The 23,075-nt window shown below is 58.0% G+C and carries 15 protein-coding genes and 1 pseudogene; 3 read left to right on the top strand and 13 right to left on the bottom strand.

What is annotated here, in order from left to right:
- Positions 1-44 precede the first annotated feature (44 nt).
- Positions 45-692 (top strand): peptide-methionine (S)-S-oxide reductase MsrA, encoded by a 648-nt coding sequence (gene msrA, locus ACA060_RS02195; protein WP_109635931.1) that lies wholly within the window; start codon positions 45-47, stop codon positions 690-692.
- A gap of 148 nt (positions 693-840) precedes the next feature.
- Here the strand turns inward: msrA and ACA060_RS02190 are convergent, their stop codons facing one another.
- The 9 genes from ACA060_RS02190 to putP form a co-directional block, all read right to left on the bottom strand.
- Positions 841-1,680, bottom strand: coding sequence for a 23S rRNA (adenine(2030)-N(6))-methyltransferase RlmJ (locus ACA060_RS02190; RefSeq protein WP_095127455.1), 840 nt, complete (start codon positions 1,678-1,680; stop codon positions 841-843).
- Between the two features lie 326 nt (positions 1,681-2,006).
- On the bottom strand, positions 2,007-2,330 hold the full coding sequence (locus ACA060_RS02185) for a hypothetical protein (protein WP_497315127.1): 324 nt from the start codon (positions 2,328-2,330) through the stop codon (positions 2,007-2,009).
- A gap of 916 nt (positions 2,331-3,246) precedes the next feature.
- Complete coding sequence (locus ACA060_RS02180) at positions 3,247-3,663, bottom strand: hypothetical protein (protein ID WP_497315125.1); 417 nt, start codon at positions 3,661-3,663, stop codon at positions 3,247-3,249.
- The gene (locus ACA060_RS02175; protein WP_090176451.1) at positions 3,663-3,860 is read right to left on the bottom strand and encodes a hypothetical protein; all 198 of its coding nucleotides are present in this window, start codon (positions 3,858-3,860) and stop codon (positions 3,663-3,665) included. The genes ACA060_RS02180 and ACA060_RS02175 overlap by 1 nt, the downstream gene beginning before the upstream one ends.
- Before the next feature lie 319 nt (positions 3,861-4,179).
- The gene (locus ACA060_RS02170) at positions 4,180-4,557 is read right to left on the bottom strand and encodes a UCP019853 family protein (RefSeq protein ID WP_497315123.1); all 378 of its coding nucleotides are present in this window, start codon (positions 4,555-4,557) and stop codon (positions 4,180-4,182) included.
- Positions 4,550-9,211: an RHS repeat-associated core domain-containing protein gene (locus ACA060_RS02165; RefSeq protein WP_497315121.1), complete on the bottom strand. Its 4,662-nt coding sequence runs from the start codon at positions 9,209-9,211 to the stop codon at positions 4,550-4,552. The genes ACA060_RS02170 and ACA060_RS02165 overlap by 8 nt, the downstream gene beginning before the upstream one ends.
- The gene (locus ACA060_RS02160) at positions 9,211-9,948 is read right to left on the bottom strand and encodes a DUF4123 domain-containing protein (protein ID WP_497315119.1); all 738 of its coding nucleotides are present in this window, start codon (positions 9,946-9,948) and stop codon (positions 9,211-9,213) included. Before ACA060_RS02160 ends, ACA060_RS02165 begins: the two co-directional genes overlap by 1 nt.
- Complete coding sequence (locus tag ACA060_RS02155; protein ID WP_497315117.1) at positions 9,938-11,956, bottom strand: type VI secretion system Vgr family protein; 2,019 nt, start codon at positions 11,954-11,956, stop codon at positions 9,938-9,940. The genes ACA060_RS02160 and ACA060_RS02155 overlap by 11 nt, the downstream gene beginning before the upstream one ends.
- 364 nt (positions 11,957-12,320) lie before the next feature.
- Positions 12,321-13,805, bottom strand: a complete 1,485-nt coding sequence (gene putP / locus ACA060_RS02150) for a sodium/proline symporter PutP (RefSeq protein ID WP_497315115.1) — start codon at positions 13,803-13,805, stop codon at positions 12,321-12,323.
- 462 nt (positions 13,806-14,267) lie between these two features.
- Here putP and putA point away from each other — a divergent pair, with 462 nt between their 5' ends.
- Positions 14,268-18,218 (top strand): trifunctional transcriptional regulator/proline dehydrogenase/L-glutamate gamma-semialdehyde dehydrogenase, encoded by a 3,951-nt coding sequence (gene putA, locus ACA060_RS02145; RefSeq protein WP_497315113.1) that lies wholly within the window; start codon positions 14,268-14,270, stop codon positions 18,216-18,218.
- A gap of 246 nt (positions 18,219-18,464) precedes the next feature.
- Positions 18,465-20,267, top strand: coding sequence for an acyl-CoA dehydrogenase (locus ACA060_RS02140; protein ID WP_497315111.1), 1,803 nt, complete (start codon positions 18,465-18,467; stop codon positions 20,265-20,267).
- 144 nt (positions 20,268-20,411) lie between these two features.
- Here ACA060_RS02140 and ACA060_RS02135 read toward each other — a convergent pair whose 3' ends face one another.
- The 4 genes and pseudogenes from ACA060_RS02135 to ACA060_RS02120 all read right to left on the bottom strand — a co-directional run bounded on the left by ACA060_RS02135 (position 20,412) and on the right by ACA060_RS02120 (position 22,979).
- Entirely contained in the window at positions 20,412-21,143 is a 732-nt protein-coding gene (locus tag ACA060_RS02135; RefSeq protein ID WP_371922071.1) for a methyl-accepting chemotaxis protein, read from the bottom strand.
- Positions 21,144-21,275: 132 nt separating this feature from the next.
- Positions 21,276-22,304 (bottom strand): annotated as a pseudogene (locus tag ACA060_RS02130) (HAMP domain-containing protein); the annotation flags it as partial.
- A 145-nt stretch (positions 22,305-22,449) separates the two neighbouring features.
- Positions 22,450-22,752, bottom strand: a complete 303-nt coding sequence (locus ACA060_RS02125; RefSeq protein ID WP_008149648.1) for a cell division protein ZapA — start codon at positions 22,750-22,752, stop codon at positions 22,450-22,452.
- A complete protein-coding gene (locus tag ACA060_RS02120; RefSeq protein ID WP_090176480.1) occupies positions 22,749-22,979 on the bottom strand; it encodes a hypothetical protein in 231 nt (76 codons plus the stop codon). The genes ACA060_RS02125 and ACA060_RS02120 overlap by 4 nt, the downstream gene beginning before the upstream one ends.
- Between the last annotated feature and the right edge of the window lie 96 nt (positions 22,980-23,075).

Genomic DNA, 23,075 nt, shown 5'->3' with positions numbered 1-23,075 from the left:
GCGTGTCTGACAATTCACATTCAACCTGACTGAGGGGACTGATGATGGTCTTGCGCTCGGAAATACTGGTGAACAAAAACGTGCTCCCTACCAAAGAACAAGCTCTGCCTGGCCGCGAAACCCCAATGAACCTGCCCGAAAAACACTTCGTGCACGACGCCCCGCTGCTGGGCCCGTTCGCGATGGACGTGGATTTCGCGATCTTCGGCCTGGGCTGCTTCTGGGGTGCGGAACGCAAGTTCTGGCAACGTGAAGGCGTGGTCAGCACGGTAGTGGGTTACGCCGGCGGTTTTACGCCGAACCCGACGTACGAAGAAGTCTGCTCGGGCCTGACCGGCCACAGCGAAGTGGTGCTGGTGGTCTACGAGCCGGCAAAAGTCAGCTACGAAGAACTGCTGAAAATGTTCTGGGAATTGCACAACCCGACGCAAGGCATGCGCCAGGGCAACGACATCGGCACGCAGTATCGCTCGGTGATCTATGCGACCAACCCGACGCAGCTGGACGCCGCCAGGCACAGCAAGGACGTGTTCCAGGCTGAGTTGACCAAGGCTGGGAAAGGCGAAATCACCACTGAAATCGACGAAGCGCCGACGGTCTACTTCGCCGAGGCGTATCACCAGCAGTACCTGGCGAAGAACCCTGAAGGGTATTGCGGGATTGGCGGTACAGGCGTGACCTGCCCGATCTGATCTTTCAGGCCCTAAAAGCATCGCGGGCAAGCCCGCTCCCACAGGATCCATGTCTCACCACACTCTTGTGATCGACATGAAACCCTGTGGGAGCGGGCTTGCCCGCGAAGGCGTCCGATCAGACGCCATCAATCCATCTGATCAGCCATCAACTCTCAGCAATCAACCAATCCATCTGCCACCCACCTTGGGTCTGCCCAAGCTTCTTCGACAACCACGGCAGCAACTCACGCAATTCCTCTTCCAGCCCCCACGGCGGATTCGCAATCGCCAACCCAGACCCGTTCAGACTGTTCGGCGTATCCAGCGGATGCACCAGCAACTCCACGCGCAACAACTTCGGCGCGCCCGTCCCGGCCAGATCCTGATAAAACCGCCGCAACATGCGCTGATCCTTCACCGGGTACCAGATCGCCGCCACGGTTTGGCGCATCCGGCCAATCGCCTCTTTCAACGACGCCGCACACCGCTGCATTTCATCGAGCTGTTCAAACGGCGGATCAATCAACATTACCGCCCGCTTCTCCTGCACCGGCAACATCGCCCGCGGCACATGCCAGCCTTCGCCCAAATGCACCTTCACCCGACGGTCACCCGCCATATTGTCCTTGAGCAACACACCGTCTTCCGGGTGCTTCTCGTTGAGCATCACCCGATCCTGCGGCCGCGTCAGGCGCCGCGCCAACTCCGGTGACCCCGGGTAATAGCGCAACTGGCCATCCGGGTTCATGTCGTGCAGCACCTTCATGTAATCAGCGGTCAACGCCGGCAGATCCGGCTGATCCCACAAACGCGCAATACCTTCCAGGTACTCACCGGTACGGCTCGCCTGATCACCCTGCAGGTCATACAGACCAATGCCGGCGTGAGTGTCGAGATAGGCAAACGGCTGCTCCTTGCGCGACATCAAAGCGATGATGCGGGTCAAAGTCAGGTGTTTGAACACATCGGCGTGATTGCCGGCATGGAAGGCGTGACGATAATTCATGGCTGCTCCTGCGAAGGGCGGGAAGTTTACCTTGTACCGAGGCGAACGTCAGGGGTTCGCGGCTAAGCGGCCGGTCGCAACAGCCACAATCTCCGCCGGACACAAAACCTTTGGCGAGGGGGCTTGCCCCCGTTGGGCTGCGAAGCAGCCCCAAAACATCCCAGCCACCCACAAACCCTGTGGCGAGGGAGCTTGCTCCCGCTGGGCTGCGAAGCAGCCCCAAACCCAGCACCGCTGATTTGTCAGACACACCACAGCGCGTGGTTTGGCGACTGCTACGCAGCCGAACGGGAGCAAGCTCCCTCGCCACAAAAGCCATCCAGCCCTTAGTCCGTAGGCCGAGCCTTCAACCGCCGTCCAACCACATCCAATACATCACATCCATCCCGCAACGGAATGGCACACAGCAACGCAAAATCACTAAGAATGAACGACTCACACTCAACCGAACCGCGCATCGACAGGTTCTCAAGCACCTGCGTGACAGCGCGAATTCGATAGCTGGCAGCGTCATATAGAACATCAAGCGGCGCGTGTGTATCGACGAACAGTGTGGGCATGTCGGTGCAGTTGCTGGTGAGGGCCATGAAGCGGCTTTTGGGGTGGGAAATTGGTTTTTCGTAGGGTGGATCGGGGTGAAGATTTTTCATTTTTTAGACCTTGGTGATTGAATTAAAGCTACCACCGGCCTTTCCTACGGGCTTGGGTGGCAGCCGTGCGCGGGAGTAGGAAACTGAGCAACTCACCAAACTCAGCCACGCCGTAGCGTGCCCCGCGCACAGCCGCCGCGAACGATGTTACGGACACAAGTTAAGTGCCGCAATCAAACGACAGCGCTGATGCGCGGTGAGTTGTCCAGGGTTCCTACACCCTGCCACTGCATTTGCAGCGACAGCCAAAGACTATCCATGGATCTCACTTCGCACCAGTTCATGGAAACCGATACGGTTTGAAGGAAACTTCCGACGACCTTGCCCAGAAATTTCGCTCAAAAAAGCAAACGTGGCGAAAGGCTTCACTGAAGCTTGGCTTGATTTCGCCATCTGTTGAATCCACAACCTATAGCTGCCGCTCAGCAACGACAGAATTTGGCCCAGAGTGTGTAATAAGCCTGCCACTCTCTTACCGTTAAATTCAGGCGGAGCAGAATACCAAGCTATCAAGATCGATCTCGGCGTAGATCCCCAAATCGCCCTTGTAGAGACAGATCTTGGAAACTCCTAACTCGGATTGTAAGAACTCAACAAGCTTTCTAAGGTTACCGTTTTTAGACATCGCAGTCGGACGTATTACCGTTGCCTGTCCGGGTTCGTCATCATACATTCTAATCAGAAACACATCCTCTTCGTTCTGCACAACGTAGTTATAACCACGATACGCATATCCAATATCGTGGTCGACATCATCAAAGCGACTAGATTTCACTATCTTCAAAGCAGCAGTCCGTCAAATATCACTCATCAACATAAATGGTACGGATTTATTTATTGAGCAAGGAGTTGGAATAACGCGGAAAATCTAGTGCTCATTATTCCGCAACCTGAGCCTTAGTTTAAGCACTAGCCCTCACCAAGTTGAAACGTCCTCCTGACTCGCTTTATACAGATCATCAACCCACGCTTCGGACAATTTGACGTACACGTGCTCAAAAAACGCCTTTGGATCTTTCATTTCATTCCACCCAAGAGGAAGCGAGGAATGAGACCTCGAATCATGTTCCAAAATTTCAGCAAACACACTCGAATCACCATCAAGAGCCTCTCCCAACACAAAGAACAAAACAAACTTGTGCCGATAACTCAACGCATCGAAGCGCTTGACAATAAACCGGGATATTAAAAATTCTCTATCTGAAGGACACTCAGGATCGTACGCCGACAACTCAACCCCAAGACTCTCCTCGCGATCATATATATCGAACCCACCGAGAAAATGCTCTACGCTTGGATTATACGGAACATTCAGATACGGATGCATCAGCATTAGATTTTCTCTATCGGATAAAGCGCTATAGGCTGCAGCGTCTCAAAGTCGAATTTCATTTCAAAGGCATTCATCTGAGGAATGAAACGCGGATTGGCTGGATCTAAAGGATTAGGCTCATATCCCTCACCTACATTTTCAGCCTCCACTCTTACTAACAAATTTCCTTTACTATCCTCCCCAGTAAAACGAGACATTTTTCTAGTCTCCCTTGTCATCGCTTCATTATAAGCATTCAACTGCGCTCTATGGCTTATAAACCTAGAACTTGGAACGCCTCTCCACCTCTTGTTTTCACCATTAAGTTCGCAGCTAGTGGTTTGTTGCTGAACAGCAGAACCCGAGCTCTTCGCCAAACTCTTACACGTAGCTCGCAATATAGAAATCAATTTTTTAATAGGTATTAATAACGTCATTTTTCAAAAACCGACCATGATGAAACACAATAAAATACAAAAAAGCAAAAAGAGAGAAGCGGGGAGATTTATTTCATGCCCGCAAGTTGCGCAACCTCTGTCAGAAAGACACGTCTATTCGATCTACCTGAATTTTTACAAATCGCCCGTTCAGATGAGGATAGTCATAGTGAATATCCTGATCCGAAAAATCAACAAAAGATCGAAACACACCCCCATCTAAATACCCATAAAGCGCGCATGAAAATCCGGCATCTTTCATTTCTATCAGTGTAGTGACGGGCTCCTCTGCCGCAGCAATAACATCGTTGTCGGGAAGCACCAAATCAAACTCAACGTCATAGGTTTCTCCCACTTCAATTTTTGATGGGCAGTAGCTTGTGAAGCATTTAATTTCCAAACCTTTAACGAGCAACAAGACTTCGTCCTCGTCCACCGGATCTACTGCCAGCACTACTACTTCATATCTATTAGTCATTCGCTGGCCTCACTACTTTATCGCGTCCATTACCATTTATAGTTTTCCAGAATTCTTTTCCGCTTTTTGTGTGCATCGTCGTAATTTCCTGCTTATCGTTTGTGCCTACAAAAGCGAACTTTGCTTCACCTTTCCGATTATTACCTATCAACTGCAAATAACCCGTGCGAATTTCATTTTTGTATTCGTACTCCACACGCGTGCCATGATTCACAACATCGCGGGTTATCAGTAAATACTCTTCTTTGCTCATAGCCTTAAATTCTGCGCCGTGCTTTTTATAGTGCCTAATCAGCTTTTCTTCATCAGCAAAATTTTGAGGGCGTGTTTTTGGTTTAGGAACCTTCCGCTCACCTTCATCAACCTTAACCCCAGCCGTATCATCCGGCGCCCCACACCCAGGCTTATTCGGCGGCGGGCAATTCCCGCTCAACCCCAACGGATCAACCCACCCCGTCGGATTCGGCGTGTACTGGTACTGGTTCAGCCCACCTGCCAACTTGACCGGGTCCGGCGTCAGATACCGGCCAACCTCCGGATCATAGTACCGATGCCGGTTGTAATGCAGACCACTCTCAACATCAAAGTACTGCCCCTGAAACCGCAACGGTTGCTCAAGCTGCTCGCCCCCGCCGAAGGCCAACCCAGTGACTTTTCCGTAGGCGTTGTACTTCGCTGACCAAACAATCTCGCCACCAAAATCGGTCAGTTCCTGCGGCGTACCCAGGTGGTCGAGTTGGTAGTAGAACGGGCAGGCTTTTCGCGGGCCCTTGCCGTCGAGCATGGCCAGCGGGCGGAAGGTGCCGGGTTCGTAGACGTAGCTGCGGTAGTGTTCGCCGCTGCTTTCGGCGATGAGGTTGTCGCCTTGCCAGAAGAACTCGGTGGTTTTGCCGTCGACGGTTTTGGCGATGCGGCGGCCGAAGGCGTCGTAGCGATAGCTTGTGCAGCGGCCGTCCGGGGTTGTGACGCCGACCAATCGGTGCTGGCAGTCGTAGCGGTATTCGGTGACGAGTTTTTGCGCGGTGCCGCGGCGTTCGCGGATCAGATTGCCGAAGGCGTCGTAGTCGTAATGGCGGTCGCCCTGCATCAGCAGGCGATTGCCTTTAACGGTCGCCAAACCGGGGCGGTCCTGCATCAGCAGGTTGCCGGCGGGGTCGTGGGCGAAGGATTCCGGTGGGTCGTCGCGGGTGTGGCGCACACGAGTCAGGCGGTTGAGCGGGTCGTAGTGGTAGTTGCGTTGGCCGTGGCGGGTGTCGGCGATGCTGTCGAGATTGCCGTTGGCGCTGTAGGCATAATCCCGGCGATACAACGGTTGCTGCTGTTGGCTGACAGCGTGGGCTTTCAGGCGCCCCTGATCGTCGTAGGCAAAGTCGCTGAGCAGTTGACCTTGCTGGCGCTGCTGCTCGCGGCCGTAGGTAAATTGGTGGCTGGTGAGCCGCGCGCCATTGAGGTCGATGGCGGTCAGCGCGCCGCCCTTGGCGTGGTGGTAATCGAGTTTGCTGCCGTCCGGCAGGCGCAGGCGGTTGAGCTGGCCGCAGGCGTCGTAGCCATACCGCAGCGTGCCCCAACCTTGATGCTCGGTGATCAGCCGGTCCTGTTGGTCGTATTCGAATTCCAGCGGATGGTCGTGGCCGTCGTCGACGCCGATCAGCCGGCCGAGGCTGTCATAGCGGTATTCGACCTTGATGCCGTCGGGCAGCGTTTTGACCAGCAACCGCCCTGCCGAGTCTCGTTCATAAGCGGTGACGAGTTGCGAGCCATCGTCTCCAAACTCGGTTTTTTCCAGCAGGTGGCCGTTGAGGTCGTAGGCGTACGCGGTGCGTTGGCCGTCGAAACCGGTTTCCTGTCGGATCAATCCGCCAGGTGTGTAGTCCAGGTGATATTTTTCGCCAGATTCGTTTTCGATCTCGGTAAGAAGCAGCTGCGCGTTGTCGTAGCGATATCTCAGCTGGGTGCCGTCGGCATTGCGGCGGCGGCTGACCAGATGCAGATCGTCGAGGTATTCGTAGCGCGTGACCCGGCCCAGTTCATCGCGTTCGGCGGTGATCTTTCCGTAGGCGTTGTAGCTGAAAGTGCGGCTGGCACCGGTAGGCAGCGTCGTCTGGATCAGTCGGCCAACGGCATCCCATTGCGACTTCGTGACCGCGCCGTGTTCGTCCTGACGGGTAACCTGCCGCCCCAACGCATCGTAGGAAAACCGCCGTACACCACCGTCCGGCAGCGTCTCTTCGACCAGTTGCCCCAAGCCATTCCAGACGAAGACATGCCGACTGGTGTCCGGGTAGCGGATCGACAGCAGCTGACCTTTTTCGTCGTAGTGATAATGGGTGACGTGGCCGTCGGGGTCGCTCGCTTCGGTGATGTCGCCCTGAGCATTGCGCTGGTATTTCCACACCGCTTTGCCGCGATAGCGCGCGTGCGGGAAACCGTTGCGGTACTCGTAGGACGTCGGTTCGTCTTCCGGCGGAATCAGCGCAACCAGCCGTCCAACTTCGTCGTAGCGGTATTCGGTGACGGCACCGAGCGGGTCTTGCTCAGCAACCAGACGACCCTGGTCGTCGTAAGCCTTTAGGTGTTCGCCGCCGTCCAGCTCGACCTTGCGCACCAGCCGCGCCCGCTCGTCGTGGACGTAAACCTCTTCGCTGCCATCAATGTTGTGGACGGTGACGCTGCCCTCGTCATCCCAGGCATACCGCGCATCCATCTGCGCAAACGACGCCCAGTGGCGGATGCATCTGGCGGCCTTGCCGGACCTTTCCCACTCCCAGAAGAAACTCGCCCCACCGGCCAGTTGCCGCTGGAGAATGACGTGCTGATCGTCGTAATCGTAGCGCTCGCTTTCATCGACGGCGTTGGTGGCTTCGATGAGTCGATTGCGTTCGTCGTAGCGGTAACCGACCAGTGTTTGCTCGGTCTTCCAGGCTTCATCGAGGGTTTGGGCCGGGACAAAAACCTGATAGTCGACGGCGACCAGATGGCTGCGCTCATAACGCAGCAGCAAGGCGCGGCCGGCACCGTTGTCGAGGCGCTGGATGCGGTCATGGCGGTCGCGGGTGATGCGTAGACGGTTATCGTATCCGTCGCTGATCGCTGTCAGAAAACCATTATGGAAATGGAAGAAACGTGCCTCGTCGCCGGCCTGGGCGAGGATCAACTCTTCGGGTTCACTGCCGAGGTAAATCGCAGCGCGCGAGAGGCTGTTGTGGATTGCCGGGCGTGCGCTGCTCGGCAGCGGGAACGTGGTGCGTCGGTTTTCGTGGTCGATCCAGATGACCGTTTCGCCGTCGATTTCCAGCCGATGGGATAACGAATGGCTCCAGCCAAATCCGAGGCCGACATCGATCTCGGCGGCGCTGGTGCGGTAGAGCCGGGTGAAGTCGAACGGCAGGATGCCGTCCAGCGAACCGTCGGTGAGGGTCAGCAGTTCTTCGCCGGTGACCATCGAGACCGGGCATTTGTTGGTGGCGGTTTTATCGACGGAATCGGCGCTGTCGCCGTTGGGGTTTTTCGCTTGATCCGGGGCGTTGTCGTGGGGTTCGTTTTGCTTGAGGGTGGTGTTGCGCTTGGCATCCCAGCGCAGTTGCATGCGACCTTTTTTGAGGCCTGCCGCAACGCCGCGCGCGGCCACTTTTTTGTAGCGGTCGACGTAGTTGATGAAGTTATTGATGATCGTGAAAATTGCTTTGACGAGGCGCAGAACAGCGCTGAGCAACTGCGCGGCCCGATCAGCCAGACGCATCGTCAAATAGGCAATGCCAGCCCCCGCCCCGGCAAAGGTCAGAACGATACCGATCAGGATGTCGATCAATAGCTGCACCACCACCGTCGAAACGGCTTCGGCGGTTTTACCGGCGATCTCGCTGGGCGGCAGCATGTCCAACCAGAGACTGGCGGAGCGCAACAGCAAACACAGCGCCGCTTCGTCGCTGGCCAGCAGCTGGGCTTTCTCCATGACCTTCGGTGCGGTGTTCGCGAGCCTTTTCAGCTCTAAGGCACTCTCGCCCAACCGCTCACCAAACTTTCCGGGGTCCTTGAGGATCTCTGAAAGCAGACTGATACCGTCCCACACGCCCTCGATAGCGGCCCAACTGCCCGCAAGCATTCCATTGCCTACAGCAACCGCAGACGATTCCGACCACTTCGGTTTAAACGTCTTCCACTCATCACGCAGCCACTTTTCCAGCTCCTTCGTCAGACCATCGTAGGAAGAGAACAGATCTTCAACTTGCTGCGGTGTGACTTCGTCGTGAACGTGAATGCGGTAGAACTTGCCCTCTTTCCCCTCGAAGGTCCCTTTGCCATTTTCGTCGAGCGTGACCTGCTTTATCTCTCCGCTCTCAGCCGCAATCACATCGACCTGAATATTCCCCACGGGAATGTCATAAACCGATTCGAACTTGCTCTCGATCTCCAGCTTTCCAGCCTTCGGGCACTGCACGACGGTAGAGAGAAAATCGTCATCACCACTGCTCACAACGGTGCTGGTATTACCGAACCGAACGATCCGTTCCATCCCCATCAGCGAAGGTAAATCCGCCGCGTGACTGGCCTTGTCTGCCGCCAGGCTAAACCAATGCTTTAGCTGGTCACGGTAGAGGGAAAGGGTGTTCGGAAAACCGTCGAGCTCCTGCTCGATGCGCACAATCTGATCCATCAGTTCAGCTCCGCCATCAGGTAATCCGCCAAGTCTTGTTTCGGGGCTTGAGGCAGGTCCGGCGCCTGCAGAAAGATCGCGACTTTGTGCCGCAACACATGCTCAGAAAACGCTTCAAAAAGATCAGGACGGTCCTCGCTCAACCACTTCATCAAGTTGTTGATACGGGTTGTCGCGGACTCGGTGGCGAGGTCTTCGAGTAGCGACTCGGAAACTTCCCACCACGGAAAAACCCTGGAGGATTTCAACGGCCTGCCACCGATATCGAGCGGTTGCCCATTGATCAAACAGCGGTCAAGCACCGGCATTAATTGCGTAGGGTTTACGTCGGCAGACTGAAGAATCGGCAACACATAACGCCCATCCCAGAAGCGGAAAAACACCGCATTACCGTTGGGCAATAGCACTTGAGTTAGGCTGCGCAGATGCTCGACCAATGCATCTTGAGAGGCAGAAGAAACCGCCAGCCAACCCCAGTCGCGAGACTCGGTCGTGGCAACCCACTCCAGAAACTCACCCTCAGCCGAGACGATTCCGACGTAGGGCATGACCGGCTCCCACTCGGCGTAAGCGGTGTCGGCCCAGATCGGATTAGGCGGTTGAGCGGCGACTGACTGCCGCCACGCTTTGAACGGCTCAGCCGTGCTGGCATTGCTGAAGATCGCGAACAGTTGTTCCGACGGTTTCAGTGGCTGCCGTTCCAGCCATTCACGAGGTGACAAGCAATCAGGCTGCACAGACACCGTCCTTGCAGCGCTCGCATTCTTCGCAGAACGGCGCGTCGCTTTGCAGGCTCATGATCTGTGCGGCGCTTAGCAGCGCTGCGGGCGCGGCGACGAGTTTTAACGGCGTATTCGGCGAAACTGGGGCAGCGGCCATCGACGGCATCAGTGCGCCGCCAACCTGAATCGGCACGCTGCTGAAAATCCCGCCGGGACCGATGTTGATCCACTGTCCGCCCGCCTGAATCGTCGCGCTGGCGCCGCCATCGATCACCACTTGCTGACCGGCGCTGACGTGGAATTGCTGGCTGGCATTGAGCGCCTGGCTGGTCACGCGAATGTGCCGGTCGCCGATCACCACCAAGTGATCGTCGAGCTTCACTTCGGCCTGACGCTGGCCGTGGGTGATGCGCTGCTCGTCGGCCTTCAGCTCATGACGAGCCGTACCCGTGACGACAATGCTGCGCTGGTTATCGACCTGCACCTGCTGATCATTCAACACATGCTGAGTCCAGTTTCGCTGGGCACGCAGGTAGATTTCCTCGGCGCCTTTGCGATCCTCGATGCGCAATTCGTTGTAACCGCCGCCGCCCGGACTACTTTGGCTGCGGAAAATACTGCGGGTCTTGTCGGCGGGCAGATCCAGTGGCACCGGTGTTGCGGCGTTGGGCAGGCAACCCATTACCAGCGGTTTGTCGGCATCGGCGTCGATGAAACCCACCAGCACTTCCATGCCGACGCGCGGGATCAGCACACTGCCGTAATGGTCGTGGGCCCAACCGGTGGCGACGCGCAGCCAGCAACTGGCGTGTTCATCGAGCTGACCGTCGCGGTCCCAGGCGAGCTGAACCTTCACCCGACCGTACTCGTCGCAATGGATTTCGCTGTCGACGGGACCGGTGACCACAGCAGGTTGATAGCCGAGCATCCGTGGCTTTTCCGGCCCCAACGGTGGGCGAAACGAAACGTCCCACGGTGTCGCCAGAAAGGTATTGCGATAACCCTGGAAATCATCCGGGTCGTCGCTGGTGGCGGACTCTTCCAGCACTTGCGGTTGTCGGCCACGGTGTTCTATGCCGGTGATCAGCCACAGATCGTTCCACGCCTGACGCGGGTGCTCGGCAAGGTGCAGGAAATGTCCGCTGACCAAGGCGGAATCGTCGCCACGCCCTTCGGCCTGACGGAAGTCCGCGTTGTGGCGCTCTAAGGCTCGTTGCGTCAGTTGTTTGCCGTATTCGCGATCGGTGAATTGGCCGGGAAAGCGGTAATCCTCCAGCACCGGGCGCTGTTCGCTTTCGACCCGATTTTCAAGTTGCAGATGCGGCTTCTGGAAGTCGTAATCGCGACGGGTGACCGCCGTTGTCCGGGTCTCCAGACGTACGTTGAAACGCTTGATGGCCGGCGCATCCGCCGCCATGCCGCTGCCTGGCAGGTAAAGGGTCGGCTCGGGCAGGCGCGGGAAAACAGTCTGGTCATCACCGAACACCAGCAGATGCCCGTCGGCGCTGTGCTGGAAGTGGTAATGAATGCCGATCTCGGCACACAGGCGCTGGATAAATGCGAGGTCGCTTTCGGCGTACTGCACGCAGTACTCGCGAGGCGCGTAGTCGCTGCCGAGTTGGAATTCGAACGCATCGCGCTGGATGCCATGGTCCTTGAGGACCTGCGCGATGATCGCCGGCACGCTTTTGTGCTGGAAGATCCGCTGGTTGATGCGCTGACCGAGGTAGGCCAATCGCGGTACGAGACTGATTTGATAGCCGGTCAGACGTTTCCCGGAGTCGCTTTGACCGACGCGAAAGATCTGACCGTGTATGCCGGAGCCTTGTACATCGAAACTCAGAAACGCCTGACGATGCAGCAGGCTTTCAAGCTCGATGTCTGGCCGTTCGCTGACCAGTTCCAGGTCAAAGCGGTAGGGTTGGCTGATGGCTTCCGTGCCCGTGAACTCAAGCACCTTGAGCTCATTCTGGACGCCGTCGATCGTCAACGTGAAACGCGGTTGATTGGCAGGAGCGAACATCCGATGTGTCTCTGCAGAATGAAGGCGGGCGATTCTGCATGAGCAACAAGGGGTGTTGAGGGAGGGACAGGAAAATCAGATTTGGCCTACGTTTTTAGAGATTTGTCCTTCAAGAATCAGTGTGTTTGGCTACAGACATCTCCCTCAAAACCACCCCTAACCACTGTGGGAGCGAGCTTGCTCGCGATAGCGTCCGGTCAGTCGACATCAATCTTGAATGATCAACCGCTATCGCGAGCAAGCTCGCTCCCACAAGGATCTTCAACATCTCGGGATTTGCGTAGGCAAAAAAAACGGCCCGCCTCCAAATGGAAGCGGGCCGTTTTCATGTTTGGCGAAAGGTCAGAGCATCAGCTCATCCCGATCACTTGTTCAGGCGGAAATCAGCTTCGGCAGCGGCGAAGCGCTGAAGCATGCCCTGAGTCGGCGCGCCAAGCTTGCTGACGATGTAGATCGCCAGGCTGGCGAAGATGAAACCAGGGATGATTTCGTACAAGCCCAGCAGCTCGAAGTGTTTCCACACGATCACGGTGATCGCGCCGACCAGGATGCCGGCCAGTGCGCCGTTGCGGGTCATGTCTTTCCAGATGACGGAGATCAGGACTACCGGACCGAATGCGGCACCGAAACCGGCCCAGGCGTAGCTGACCAGACCCAGTACGCGGTTTTCCGGGTTAGCGGCCAACGCGATGGCGATCAGGGCAACCAGCAGCACCATGGCGCGGCCGACCCAGACCAGTTCAACCTGGGAAGCGGTTTTACGCAGGAAGGTTTTGTAGAAGTCTTCGGTCAGGGCGCTCGAGCACACCAACAGTTGGCAGCTCAGGGTGCTCATGACGGCAGCCAGAATGGCCGACAGCAGTACACCGGCAACCCAAGGATTGAACAGGATTTTGGCCAGCTCGATGAACACGCGCTCTGGGTTTTCGGTCACAGGACCAGCCAGTTCAGGGTGCGCCGAGAAGTACGCGATACCAAAGAAACCTACAGCGACGGTGCCGCCCAGGCACAGGATCATCCAGGCCATGGAGATGCGGCGAGCGTTGGCGATCGACTTGACCGAATCCGCCGCCATGAAACGCGCGAGGATGTGCGGCTGGCCGAAGTAGCCCAGGCCCCAGCCCATCAGCGAGATGATGCCAATGAAGGTGGTGTTTTTCAGCATGTCGAAGTTGCTTGGATCTTGCGCTTCGATGGCCAGGAACGTGGTGTCGACGCCGCCGGTGGCTAGCAGCACGATGATCGGCGTCAGCAACAGGGCGAAGATCATCAGCGTGGCTTGTACGGTGTCAGTCCAGCTCACTGCCAGGAAACCGCCGACGAAGGTGTAGGCAATCGTCGCCGCAGCACCGGCCCACAGCGCTGTCTCGTAGGACATGCCGAAGGTGCTTTCGAACAGACGGGCGCCGGCCACGATGCCGGAAGCGCAGTAAATGGTGAAGAACACCAGGATCACGACGGCAGAGATGATCCGCAGCAGACCGCTTTTGTCTTCAAAACGGCTGGAGAAGTAATCCGGCAGGGTCAATGCATCGCCGTTGTGCTCGGTTTGCACACGCAGACGACCAGCGACAAACAGCCAGTTCAGGTAAGCACCGATGATCAGGCCGATGGCGATCCAGCTTTCGGACAGACCGGACATGTAGATGGCGCCCGGCAGGCCCATCAACAACCAACCGCTCATGTCGGAGGCGCCGGCGGACAATGCAGTCACGACGCTGCCCAGGCTGCGACCGCCCAGAATGTAGTCAGAAAGGTTGTTGGTGGAGCGATAGGCCATGAAGCCGATCAGCACCATTGCTGCGATGTAGATCACGAACGTGATCAGAGTTGGATTGCTAACGCTCATTAAGTTTCGCCCTGGCTTTGTTTTTATGTAGCGGCGGCTGGTGAACCGCGCGCAAACGACGACGTTTGACAGACGATTTCAGGTCCCGCGCATTTATGACTGATGTTTCCCCAGGAAAGCCATCAGCCGGTACACCTGTCTTTTATGATCGGTTGCACCTTGGCCGCGAATGCTATTCAACAAAGCAAATAAGGTGCAACCCATTTTTCGAGAATAAGTTGCACCTAGTCGGATTTACCTGAAAAACCCCTGTTTTTGCTCCCTTTTAGGGCAGTCCTGACGGTTTACTAGAATGAAAAGCACCAAGCCGGCGCGGTACGTTCGTTCCGGAATTTATTTCCTGACGAGCTGCTTATTATTCCGACAAAAAAAGGGTTGCACCCGGTTGCACCTCAAAGGTTGCCCAGCTAATCTTGCGGCCAGCTGATGCCACGCGGTCGTGGCAAACATGAGGATAAAAATATGGCTACCACCACCCTTGGGGTCAAACTTGACGACCCGACCCGCGAACGCCTCAAGGCGGCCGCGACCTCGATTGATCGCACGCCGCACTGGCTGATCAAGCAGGCAATTTTCAATTACCTGGAAAAACTCGAGGGTGGTGCAACCCTGACCGAGCTGAGCGGTTTGACCAAGGATTCCGACGAAGCCGTCGACGCGCCCCTGGATCACGCCCACCAGTGCTTCCTCGAGTTCGCCGAAAGCATCCTGCCGCAATCGGTACTGCGCGCCTCGATCACCGCCGCCTACCGTCGCCCGGAACCTGAAGTGGTGCCGATGCTGATCGAGCAGGCGCGCCTGCCGGCGGCGATGGCCGAAGCCACCAACAAGCTCGCCTCCTCGATTGCCGAGAAACTGCGCAATCAGAAAAGCGCCGGCGGCCGTGCCGGGATTGTTCAGGGTCTGTTGCAGGAATTTTCCCTGTCGTCCCAGGAAGGCGTAGCGCTGATGTGCCTCGCCGAAGCGCTGCTGCGCATCCCGGACAAAGGCACCCGTGACGCGCTGATCCGCGACAAGATCAGCACCGGCAACTGGCACCCTCACTTGGGCAACAGCCCGTCGCTGTTCGTCAACGCTGCGACCTGGGGCTTGTTGCTGACCGGCAAACTGGTCGCCACCCATAACGAAGCGGGCCTGACTTCCTCCTTGAGCCGCATCATCGGCAAGAGCGGCGAGCCGATGATCCGCAAGGGCGTCGACATGGCCATGCGCCTGATGGGCGAGCAGTTCGTCACCGGCGAAACCATCGCTGAAGCCCTGGCCAACGCCAGCAAGTTCGAAGCCAAAGGCTTCCGCTATTCCTACGACATGCTGGGTGAAGCCGCACTCACCGAGCATGACGCCCAGAAGTACCTGGCCTCGTACGAGCAAGCCATTCACTCGATCGGCAAAGCGTCCCACGGTCGTGGGATTTATGAAGGCCCGGGCATTTCCATCAAGCTCTCGGCACTGCACCCGCGTTACAGCCGCGCGCAGTACGAGCGTGTGATGGACGAGTTGTACCCGCGTCTGCTGTCGCTGACCTTGCTGGCCAAGCAGTACGACATCGGCTTGAACATCGACGCAGAAGAAGCTGACCGCCTCGAATTGTCGCTGGATCTGCTGGAGCGCCTGTGCTTCGAGCCACAACTGACCGGCTGGAACGGCATCGGTTTCGTGATCCAGGCTTACCAGAAGCGTTGCCCGTACGTGATCGACTACGTGATCGACCTGGCTCGCCGCAGCCGTCATCGCCTGATGATCCGCCTGGTAAAAGGCGCGTACTGGGACAGCGAAATCAAGCGCGCCCAGGTTGAAGGCCTGGAAGGCTATCCGGTCTACACCCGCAAGGTGTACACCGACGTTTCCTACATCGCTTGCGCCCGCAAACTGCTGTCGGTGCCGGAAGTGATTTATCCGCAGTTCGCCACGCACAACGCCCACACCCTTTCGGCCATTTACCACATCGCCGGTCAGAACTATTACCCCGGCCAGTACGAGTTCCAGTGCCTGCACGGCATGGGCGAACCGTTGTACGAACAGGTTGTAGGCAAAGTTTCCGAAGGCAAGTTGAACCGTCCGTGCCGCGTGTACGCACCGGTCGGTACTCACGAAACCCTGTTGGCGTACCTGGTGCGTCGTCTGCTGGAAAACGGTGCGAACACTTCGTTCGTCAACCGCATCGCCGACCAGTCTATTTCGATTCAGGAGCTGGTGGCCGATCCAGTGGCCAGCATCGAGCAGATGGCGACGCTGGAAGGTGGCTTCGGCCTGCCGCACCCGCGTATCCCTCTGCCGCGTGATCTTTATGGTGCCGAGCGCGCCAACTCCAGCGGCATCGACATGGCCAACGAACATCGTCTGGCTTCGCTGTCCTGCGCTTTGCTGGCCAGCGCTCACAACCACTGGAAAGCCGCGCCGATGCTCGGTTGCGCCTCCAGCTCCGAAGCCCCTGCGCCAGTGCTCAACCCGTCCGATCTGCGTGACGTGGTCGGCCATGTGCAGGAAGCGACCGTCGAAGACGTCGACAACGCGATCCAGTGCGCCCTGAACGCTGCACCGATCTGGCAGGCCACCCCGCCCGCCGAACGCGCTGCGATTCTGGAACGTGCCGCTGACTTGATGGAAGGAGAGATCCAGCCGCTGATGGGCCTGCTGGCTCGCGAAGCCGGCAAAACCTTCGCCAACGCCATCGCCGAAGTGCGTGAAGCCGTGGACTTCCTGCGTTATTACGCGGTGCAGGCGCGCAACGATTTCACCAACGACGCCCACCGCCCACTGGGTCCGGTGGTGTGCATCAGCCCGTGGAACTTCCCGCTGGCGATTTTCAGTGGTCAAGTCGCTGCTGCATTGGCCGCCGGTAACCCGGTACTGGCCAAGCCTGCGGAACAAACTCCGCTGGTCGCTGCTCAAGCCGTGCGTTTGATGATCGAAGCCGGTATTCCGGAAGGCGTGCTGCAACTGCTGCCGGGCCGTGGCGAAACCGTCGGTGCCCGTCTGGTCGGCGACGATCGGGTCAAAGGCGTGATGTTTACCGGTTCCACCGAAGTTGCTCGTCTGCTGCAACGCAACGTCGCCGGTCGCCTGGATGCACAGGGTCGTCCGATTCCGTTGATCGCCGAAACCGGCGGCCAGAACGCGATGATCGTCGACTCCTCGGCACTGACCGAACAGGTTGTGATCGACGTCGTATCGTCGGCCTTCGACAGCGCCGGTCAACGCTGCTCGGCACTGCGCGTGCTGTGCTTGCAGGAAGATTCCGCTGAACGTGTCATCGAAATGCTTAAGGGCGCGATGGCTGAATGCCGTCTCGGCAACCCTGAGCGCCTGTCCGTGGACATTGGCCCGGTGATCGACGCCGAAGCCAAGGCTGGCATCGAGAAGCACATCCAGGCCATGCGCGACAAAGGCCGCAATGTGTATCAGGTGGCCATCGCCAACAGCGAAGAAGTCAAACGCGGCACCTTCGTGATGCCAACGCTGATCGAACTGGAAAGCTTCGACGAACTGCAACGGGAAATCTTCGGCCCGGTGCTGCACGTGGTTCGCTACAAGCGCAAAGACATCGACCAGTTGATCGGTCAGATCAACGCTTCCGGCTACGGCCTGACGCTGGGTGTGCACACCCGGATCGACGAGACCATCGCCAAGGTGATCGACAACGTCAACGCCGGTAACGTCTATGTGAACCGCAACATCGTGGGTGCTGTGGTCGGCGTGCAACCGTTCGGCGGCGAAGGCCTGTCGGGCACCGGCCCGAAAGCCGGTGGTCCGCTGTACCTGTACCGCCTGTTGTCGACGCGCCCTACCGATGCCATCGAACAATCCTTCGCTCGCGGTGACGCCTTCGCTGCCCCGGATGTCCGTCTGCGTGATGCCATGAGCAAACCGCTGACCGCCCTGAAGACTTGGGCCGATAGCAACAAGTTCGCTGATTTGAGCACCCTGTGTGGGCAGTTCGCGGCGCAATCGCAAAGCGGCATCACCCGTGTACTCGCTGGCCCGACTGGCGAGCGCAACAGCTACGCCATCCTGCCGCGTGAACACGTGCTGTGCCTGGCGGAAGTCGAAGGCGATCTGCTGACGCAACTGGCAGCGGTACTGGCCGTCGGCGGTTCGGCGGTGTGGCCGGAAGCTGAATTGACCAAGGCACTGTTCGCACGTCTGCCGAAGGAAATTCAGGCGAAGATCAAGCTGGTTTCCGACTGGAGCAAGGACGAAGTGGTGTTTGATGCGGTTCTGCATCATGGCCATTCCGACCAGCTGCGTGCGGTGTGCCAGCAAGTGGCCAAGCGTGCCGGTGCGATTGTCGGGGTTCATGGTCTGTCGCAGGGCGAGACCAGCATTGCGCTGGAGCGTCTGGTGATTGAGCGGGCATTGAGTGTTAACACCGCTGCGGCGGGTGGTAATGCCAGCTTGATGACGATCGGCTAAATCGCAACAAAACCGGGCAACCGCAATGGCTGCCCGGTATGCAAAATCCCTTGTGGGAGCGGGCTTGCTCGCGAAGGCGGAGTGTCAGTCGACATCAATATTGACTGTTACACCGCCTTCGCGAGCAAGCCCGCTCCCACATTTGATTAGCGGTGCCCGCAACACACCATCACGCTCATCAATCATCCTGTTCAGCCTTTATTCCCACGCCTAGACTCGGTCCATTCCAAAAAAAGGTAGGCCGACATGTCCGAGACGTTGCTCAGTTCCCGCAATCTGGCTTTCGAGCTGTACGAAGTCCTCGATGCCGAGGGCCTGACCCAGCGTGAGCGTTTCGCCGAGCACAATCGCGAAACCTTCGATGCCGCCATAGGTACGGCCCGCAGCATCGCCGAGAAGTTCTTCGCCCCGCACAACCGCAAGAACGACGAGAACGAGCCGCGCTACGAGAACGGTCAGGCGATTCTGATTCCGGAAGTGAAACCGGCGGTGGATGCGTTCCTCGAAGCCGGTTTCCTCAACGCGGCGCGCAGTTTCGACGCTGGTGGCATGCAACTTCCTACGCTGTTGTCCCAGGCCTGCTTCGCGCATTTCCAGTCAGCCAACGCGGCGTCGACCTCGTACCCGTTCCTGACCATGGGCGCGGCGAACCTGATTGAAAGCTTCGGCACCGATGAGCAGAAGCAGCGCTTCCTGCAACCGATGATCGACGGTCGCTTCTTCGGCACCATGGCGTTGACCGAACCCCACGCCGGTTCGTCGCTGTCGGATATTCGTACACGCGCCGAGCCAGCGCCTGACGGCACCTATCGACTCAAGGGCAACAAGATTTTCATCTCCGGTGGCGACCATCCGCTGTCGGAGAACATCGTGCACATGGTCCTGGCAAAACTGCCGGATGCACCGGCCGGCGTAAAAGGCATTTCGCTGTTTATCGTGCCCAAGTTCCTGGTCAACGATGACGGCAGCCTCGGCAAGCGCAACGACGTCTTGCTGGCGGGTCTGTTCCATAAGATGGGCTGGCGCGGCACCACGTCCACCGCGCTGAACTTCGGCGATAACGGCGAGTGTGTAGGCTATTTGGTGGGCAAGCCGCACCACGGTTTGAGCTACATGTTCCAGATGATGAACGAGGCGCGCATCGGTGTCGGCATGGGCGCGGTGATGCTTGGTTACGCCGGGTATCTGTACTCCCTGGAGTACGCCCGCGAGCGTCCGCAAGGCCGCGTGCCGGACAGCAAGGACCCGAACACCGCGCCGGTGGCGATCATTCAGCACGCCGACGTCAAACGCATGCTGCTGACACAGAAAGCCTATGTCGAAGGCTCGTTCGACCTTGGGTTGTACGCGGCGCGTCTGTTCGATGACACCACGACCCTGGAGACTGAAGACCAGCGTAAACAGGCTCATGAGCTATTGGATTTGCTGACGCCGATCGTCAAATCCTGGCCGTCGGAGTTTTGCCTGAAGGCCAACGAACTGGCTATCCAGATTCTCGGCGGCCACGGTTACACACGCGAATATCCGGTGGAGCAGTACTACCGCGACAACCGTTTGAATCCGATCCACGAAGGCACCCACGGCATTCAGTCGCTGGACTTGCTGGGACGCAAACTGGCGCAGAACGGAGGTGCGGGGCTCAAGCAATTGATTCGGCTGATCGCTGGCACGGCCGAACGGGCGCAAGCGTATGAGTCGTTGACCGCGTTGCGTGAGCCGCTGGAGAAACTGGTGGCGCACCTGCAAACGGTGACCATCGGTTTGCTGACAGACCTGGGCCAAGGCAAGGTCAACAGCAGCCTGGCAAACTCGGCGTTGTACCTGAAGGTGTTCGGGCACACGGTGATTGGCTGGCGCTGGCTCGAACAGGCGATTCGGGCTGAGGAAGGGTTGGCGAAGGGGAATGCGGCGGATGTGAGCTTCTATAAGGGCAAGCTGCAGGCGGCGCGGTATTTCCTGACGTGGGAAGTACCGGGTTGTCACCACGAGCTGGCGATTCTTGAGGCTCGGGATGATGTTTGCCTGACGATGCAGGATGAGTGGTTCTGATTAGAGCCTTGTAGTGAAGCTGACATCCAATCGCGGGCAAGCCTCGCTCCCACAAGTTCTATGTCGGACACATAATTTGTGTTCGCACGATAACCCTGTGGGAGCGGGCTTGCCCGCGATGGCGTCAGTCTGGCGATACATTTATCAGCTCAGCCTGAACCCACCCATCTGCCGCGCCAAATCATCCGCCAACCGCTGCAACGTCTGACAGTCTTCACGGCAAGCTCTGACCTCTCCGGCCGTCGCCCGGGCCAGATCGGAAATGCCCTGCACGTTGCGGTTGATCTCCTCCGTCACCGCCGATTGCTCTTCCGTGGCCGTCGCCACTTGATGGTTCATGTCGCTGATGCGCTCGACCTGACCGGTAATCGCCGTCAACGACGCGCCAGTGCGCTGGCTCGATTCGACGCCGGTGCCCGTCGCGGCTTGCCCGGAATGCATGGATGAAACGGCATTCTCCGCGCCCTGCTTGAGGCTGCCGATCATCTGCTGGATCTCATCGGTCGACGACTGCGTGCGCCGCGCCAACGTCCGTACTTCATCCGCCACCACCGCAAACCCACGCCCCATGTCCCCGGCCCGCGCGGCTTCGATAGCCGCGTTCAGTGCCAGCAAATTGGTCTGCTCGGAGATTCCGCGAATCACGGCCAGCACCTGATCGATCGACGCCACTTGATTAGCCAGCTCACCAACAGCTCCCGCCGCAAGGCCGATTTCATCGGACATGCTTTCTATATGGCGGATCGACCCACCCACAACCTCACGCGCCTGCATCGCTTCATCGCGAGCGTTCTGCGAAGCAACGGCGGCATTACCCGCGTTCTGGGCGATTTCCTGCACGGTCAGGCCCATTTCGTGGACGGCGGTGGCGACCATGTCGGTCATTTCCTGCTGACGACCCGAACGTTCGGCGGTGTTATCCACCACTCGTGCTACCTGCCCAACGGCCGTGCGCAAACGCTCGCTGGTGGTCAGCACTTCGCCAATCATTTCGCGCTGACTGTCGAGGAATCGATTGAAGCCGCGTGCCAGGTCACCCAGTTCATCGGCGCGGCTGGAATCTAACCGGTGGGTCAAATCTCCCCCGCCGCTACCGATGGCTACCAGCGCCGCTGTTACCTGACGGATCGGCCGCACCAACCCACGGGCCAGCAACACCACCAGTAACAGGCACACCAGCGCCACCGCCAGACCAATGCCGCTGCTCATCCACATGGCGCGACGGGCTTCGGCGTAAATCTGCGACTGCGGCACTTCGGCCACCAGGGTCCAGCCCAGGTCCCGTAATGGCAGGCTTAACGCCAGATAATCTTCGCCGTCGCGAACGAAGCTGCTGTTGGTGGCAACTTTTTGACCCATGACCGATTGTGCGGCGGTTGCGCCAATTTGCTCGGCCAGTGTGCGCTTGCCGCTGAATTGCGCCTCGGGATGAACCTGGATCAAACCGTCGGAACGCACGAGATAGACCTTGCCGCGCTCACCGAAGTTGAAATTGTGGATCAGCTCCGACAGCTCTTTCATGCTCAACCCGAGCCCGGCAACGCCAACGACTTTGCCGCCCTGCTCGACCTTCAGGTCGATGAACAGCGCCAATTCTCCGGTCGCGGTGTCATTGTCGATATTGAGGGTGCGCGGCTGGTTGCTGTCGAGGAAGGCGTAGAACCAGGCGTCCTTGGGATTGGAACGGCTGAGGGTCCGGTCCAGGCCTTTTTCAGTGAAGTAATGGTTTGAAGCCGTGCCGACAATCAGCGCGGTAAAGGCTTTGTGTTCGGCGCGAATGCCTTCCAGATACTGGACGAACGCGTCTGTCTGGGCACTGTTTTCACCCCCGGCCAGCCAGTCGCGCACCATGCTGTTGCTGGCGATGTCCTTGGCGGCGGTAAGAGGTTGAACGAGGATTCGTTCGATGTCATTGCGCATCGCCTCGATGCTCGACGGCAGTGCCTGCTCGACCAGATAGCTCTGGGCGAGACGGTTGACCACGAGGGTATAAATGCCAACCACGATCAGGATGCTGACCAGCAGGGCGGTGCCCATGCTGAGGATCAACTGCCATTGAATACTGCGTCGCCAGAACTGCATGGAGCACCCCCAAAGAATAAGAGGCTGAAACACTGCAACAGCCGTGCCGATTGTATACAACACAATGGACAATCTATTCTTTGGTTGTGCGCAAAGCCGATCAGGCCTGATTGATCGTCTTGGAGATCACTTCAACCGTGGCGCTGACTTGCTCTTGGTAACGGTCGAGTTCCTGCTTGTGCTGCTTCTGCATTTCAATCTGCTGGGAGCACAGATTCATCGCGGCCAACACCAGCAGGCGGTCACCGATCAGCGTCGGGTACTTTCTTTTGGTATCGGCCAAGGCAGCTTTCAACATCAGCGCGGCGTCCAGCAGGGTTTGCTCTTCCCCGGCCGGCGCCTTGATCGAATAGTCCTCCCCCAGGATCGAGACGACTTTTACCCCTGCGGCGCCGTGATTCATGCGCTGACCGGGCCGGCGCTGACGCGCTCAACCAGGGCCTGGATGCGGGCCGCGGTGGCGCCTTGTTTCTCTTCCTGTTCCATCAGGTTCAGTTGCAGGCTTTCGTTTTCATCCTTGGCCTGGGCCAGTTCTGCACTCAGGGTCTGATTGGTGGCGAGCAGGCTCTGGTTCTGTTGCACCAGGTCGCTGACCAGCTGTTCCAATTGGCTTAGGGATGCTTCCAACATTTTGATTTTCCAAGCATTTCAAGGGGCGCGTACGATAAAGAAAAGTCACCACGGATGCCAGGGTTATTCGGGCGCAAGGCCTTGATTTTCCTGGCG

The organism is Pseudomonas sp. LBUM1671 (assembly GCF_059695685.1).
This window is presented reverse-complemented; position numbering and strand designations above follow the sequence as displayed.

What these genes read in the sequence shown, in the direction of transcription:
- msrA (WP_109635931.1), top strand. Translation starts at nt 45, where the DNA reads ATGGTCTTGCGCTCGGAAATACTGGTGAACAAAAACGTGCTCCCTACC.
- ACA060_RS02155 (WP_497315117.1), bottom strand. Translation starts at nt 11,956, where the DNA reads ATGTTCGCTCCTGCCAATCAACCGCGTTTCACGTTGACGATCGACGGC.
- ACA060_RS02185 (WP_497315127.1), bottom strand. Translation starts at nt 2,330, where the DNA reads ATGAAAAATCTTCACCCCGATCCACCCTACGAAAAACCAATTTCCCAC.
- ACA060_RS02140 (WP_497315111.1), top strand. Translation starts at nt 18,465, where the DNA reads ATGTCCGAGACGTTGCTCAGTTCCCGCAATCTGGCTTTCGAGCTGTAC.
- ACA060_RS02175 (WP_090176451.1), bottom strand. Translation starts at nt 3,860, where the DNA reads ATGTCTCGTTTTACTGGGGAGGATAGTAAAGGAAATTTGTTAGTAAGA.
- ACA060_RS02125 (WP_008149648.1), bottom strand. Translation starts at nt 22,752, where the DNA reads ATGAATCACGGCGCCGCAGGGGTAAAAGTCGTCTCGATCCTGGGGGAG.
- ACA060_RS02135 (WP_371922071.1), bottom strand. Translation starts at nt 21,143, where the DNA reads ATGGTCGCCACCGCCGTCCACGAAATGGGCCTGACCGTGCAGGAAATC.
- ACA060_RS02190 (WP_095127455.1), bottom strand. Translation starts at nt 1,680, where the DNA reads ATGAATTATCGTCACGCCTTCCATGCCGGCAATCACGCCGATGTGTTC.
- ACA060_RS02170 (WP_497315123.1), bottom strand. Translation starts at nt 4,557, where the DNA reads ATGACTAATAGATATGAAGTAGTAGTGCTGGCAGTAGATCCGGTGGAC.
- ACA060_RS02120 (WP_090176480.1), bottom strand. Translation starts at nt 22,979, where the DNA reads ATGTTGGAAGCATCCCTAAGCCAATTGGAACAGCTGGTCAGCGACCTG.
- ACA060_RS02165 (WP_497315121.1), bottom strand. Translation starts at nt 9,211, where the DNA reads ATGGATCAGATTGTGCGCATCGAGCAGGAGCTCGACGGTTTTCCGAAC.
- ACA060_RS02180 (WP_497315125.1), bottom strand. Translation starts at nt 3,663, where the DNA reads ATGCTGATGCATCCGTATCTGAATGTTCCGTATAATCCAAGCGTAGAG.
- putA (WP_497315113.1), top strand. Translation starts at nt 14,268, where the DNA reads ATGGCTACCACCACCCTTGGGGTCAAACTTGACGACCCGACCCGCGAA.
- putP (WP_497315115.1), bottom strand. Translation starts at nt 13,805, where the DNA reads ATGAGCGTTAGCAATCCAACTCTGATCACGTTCGTGATCTACATCGCA.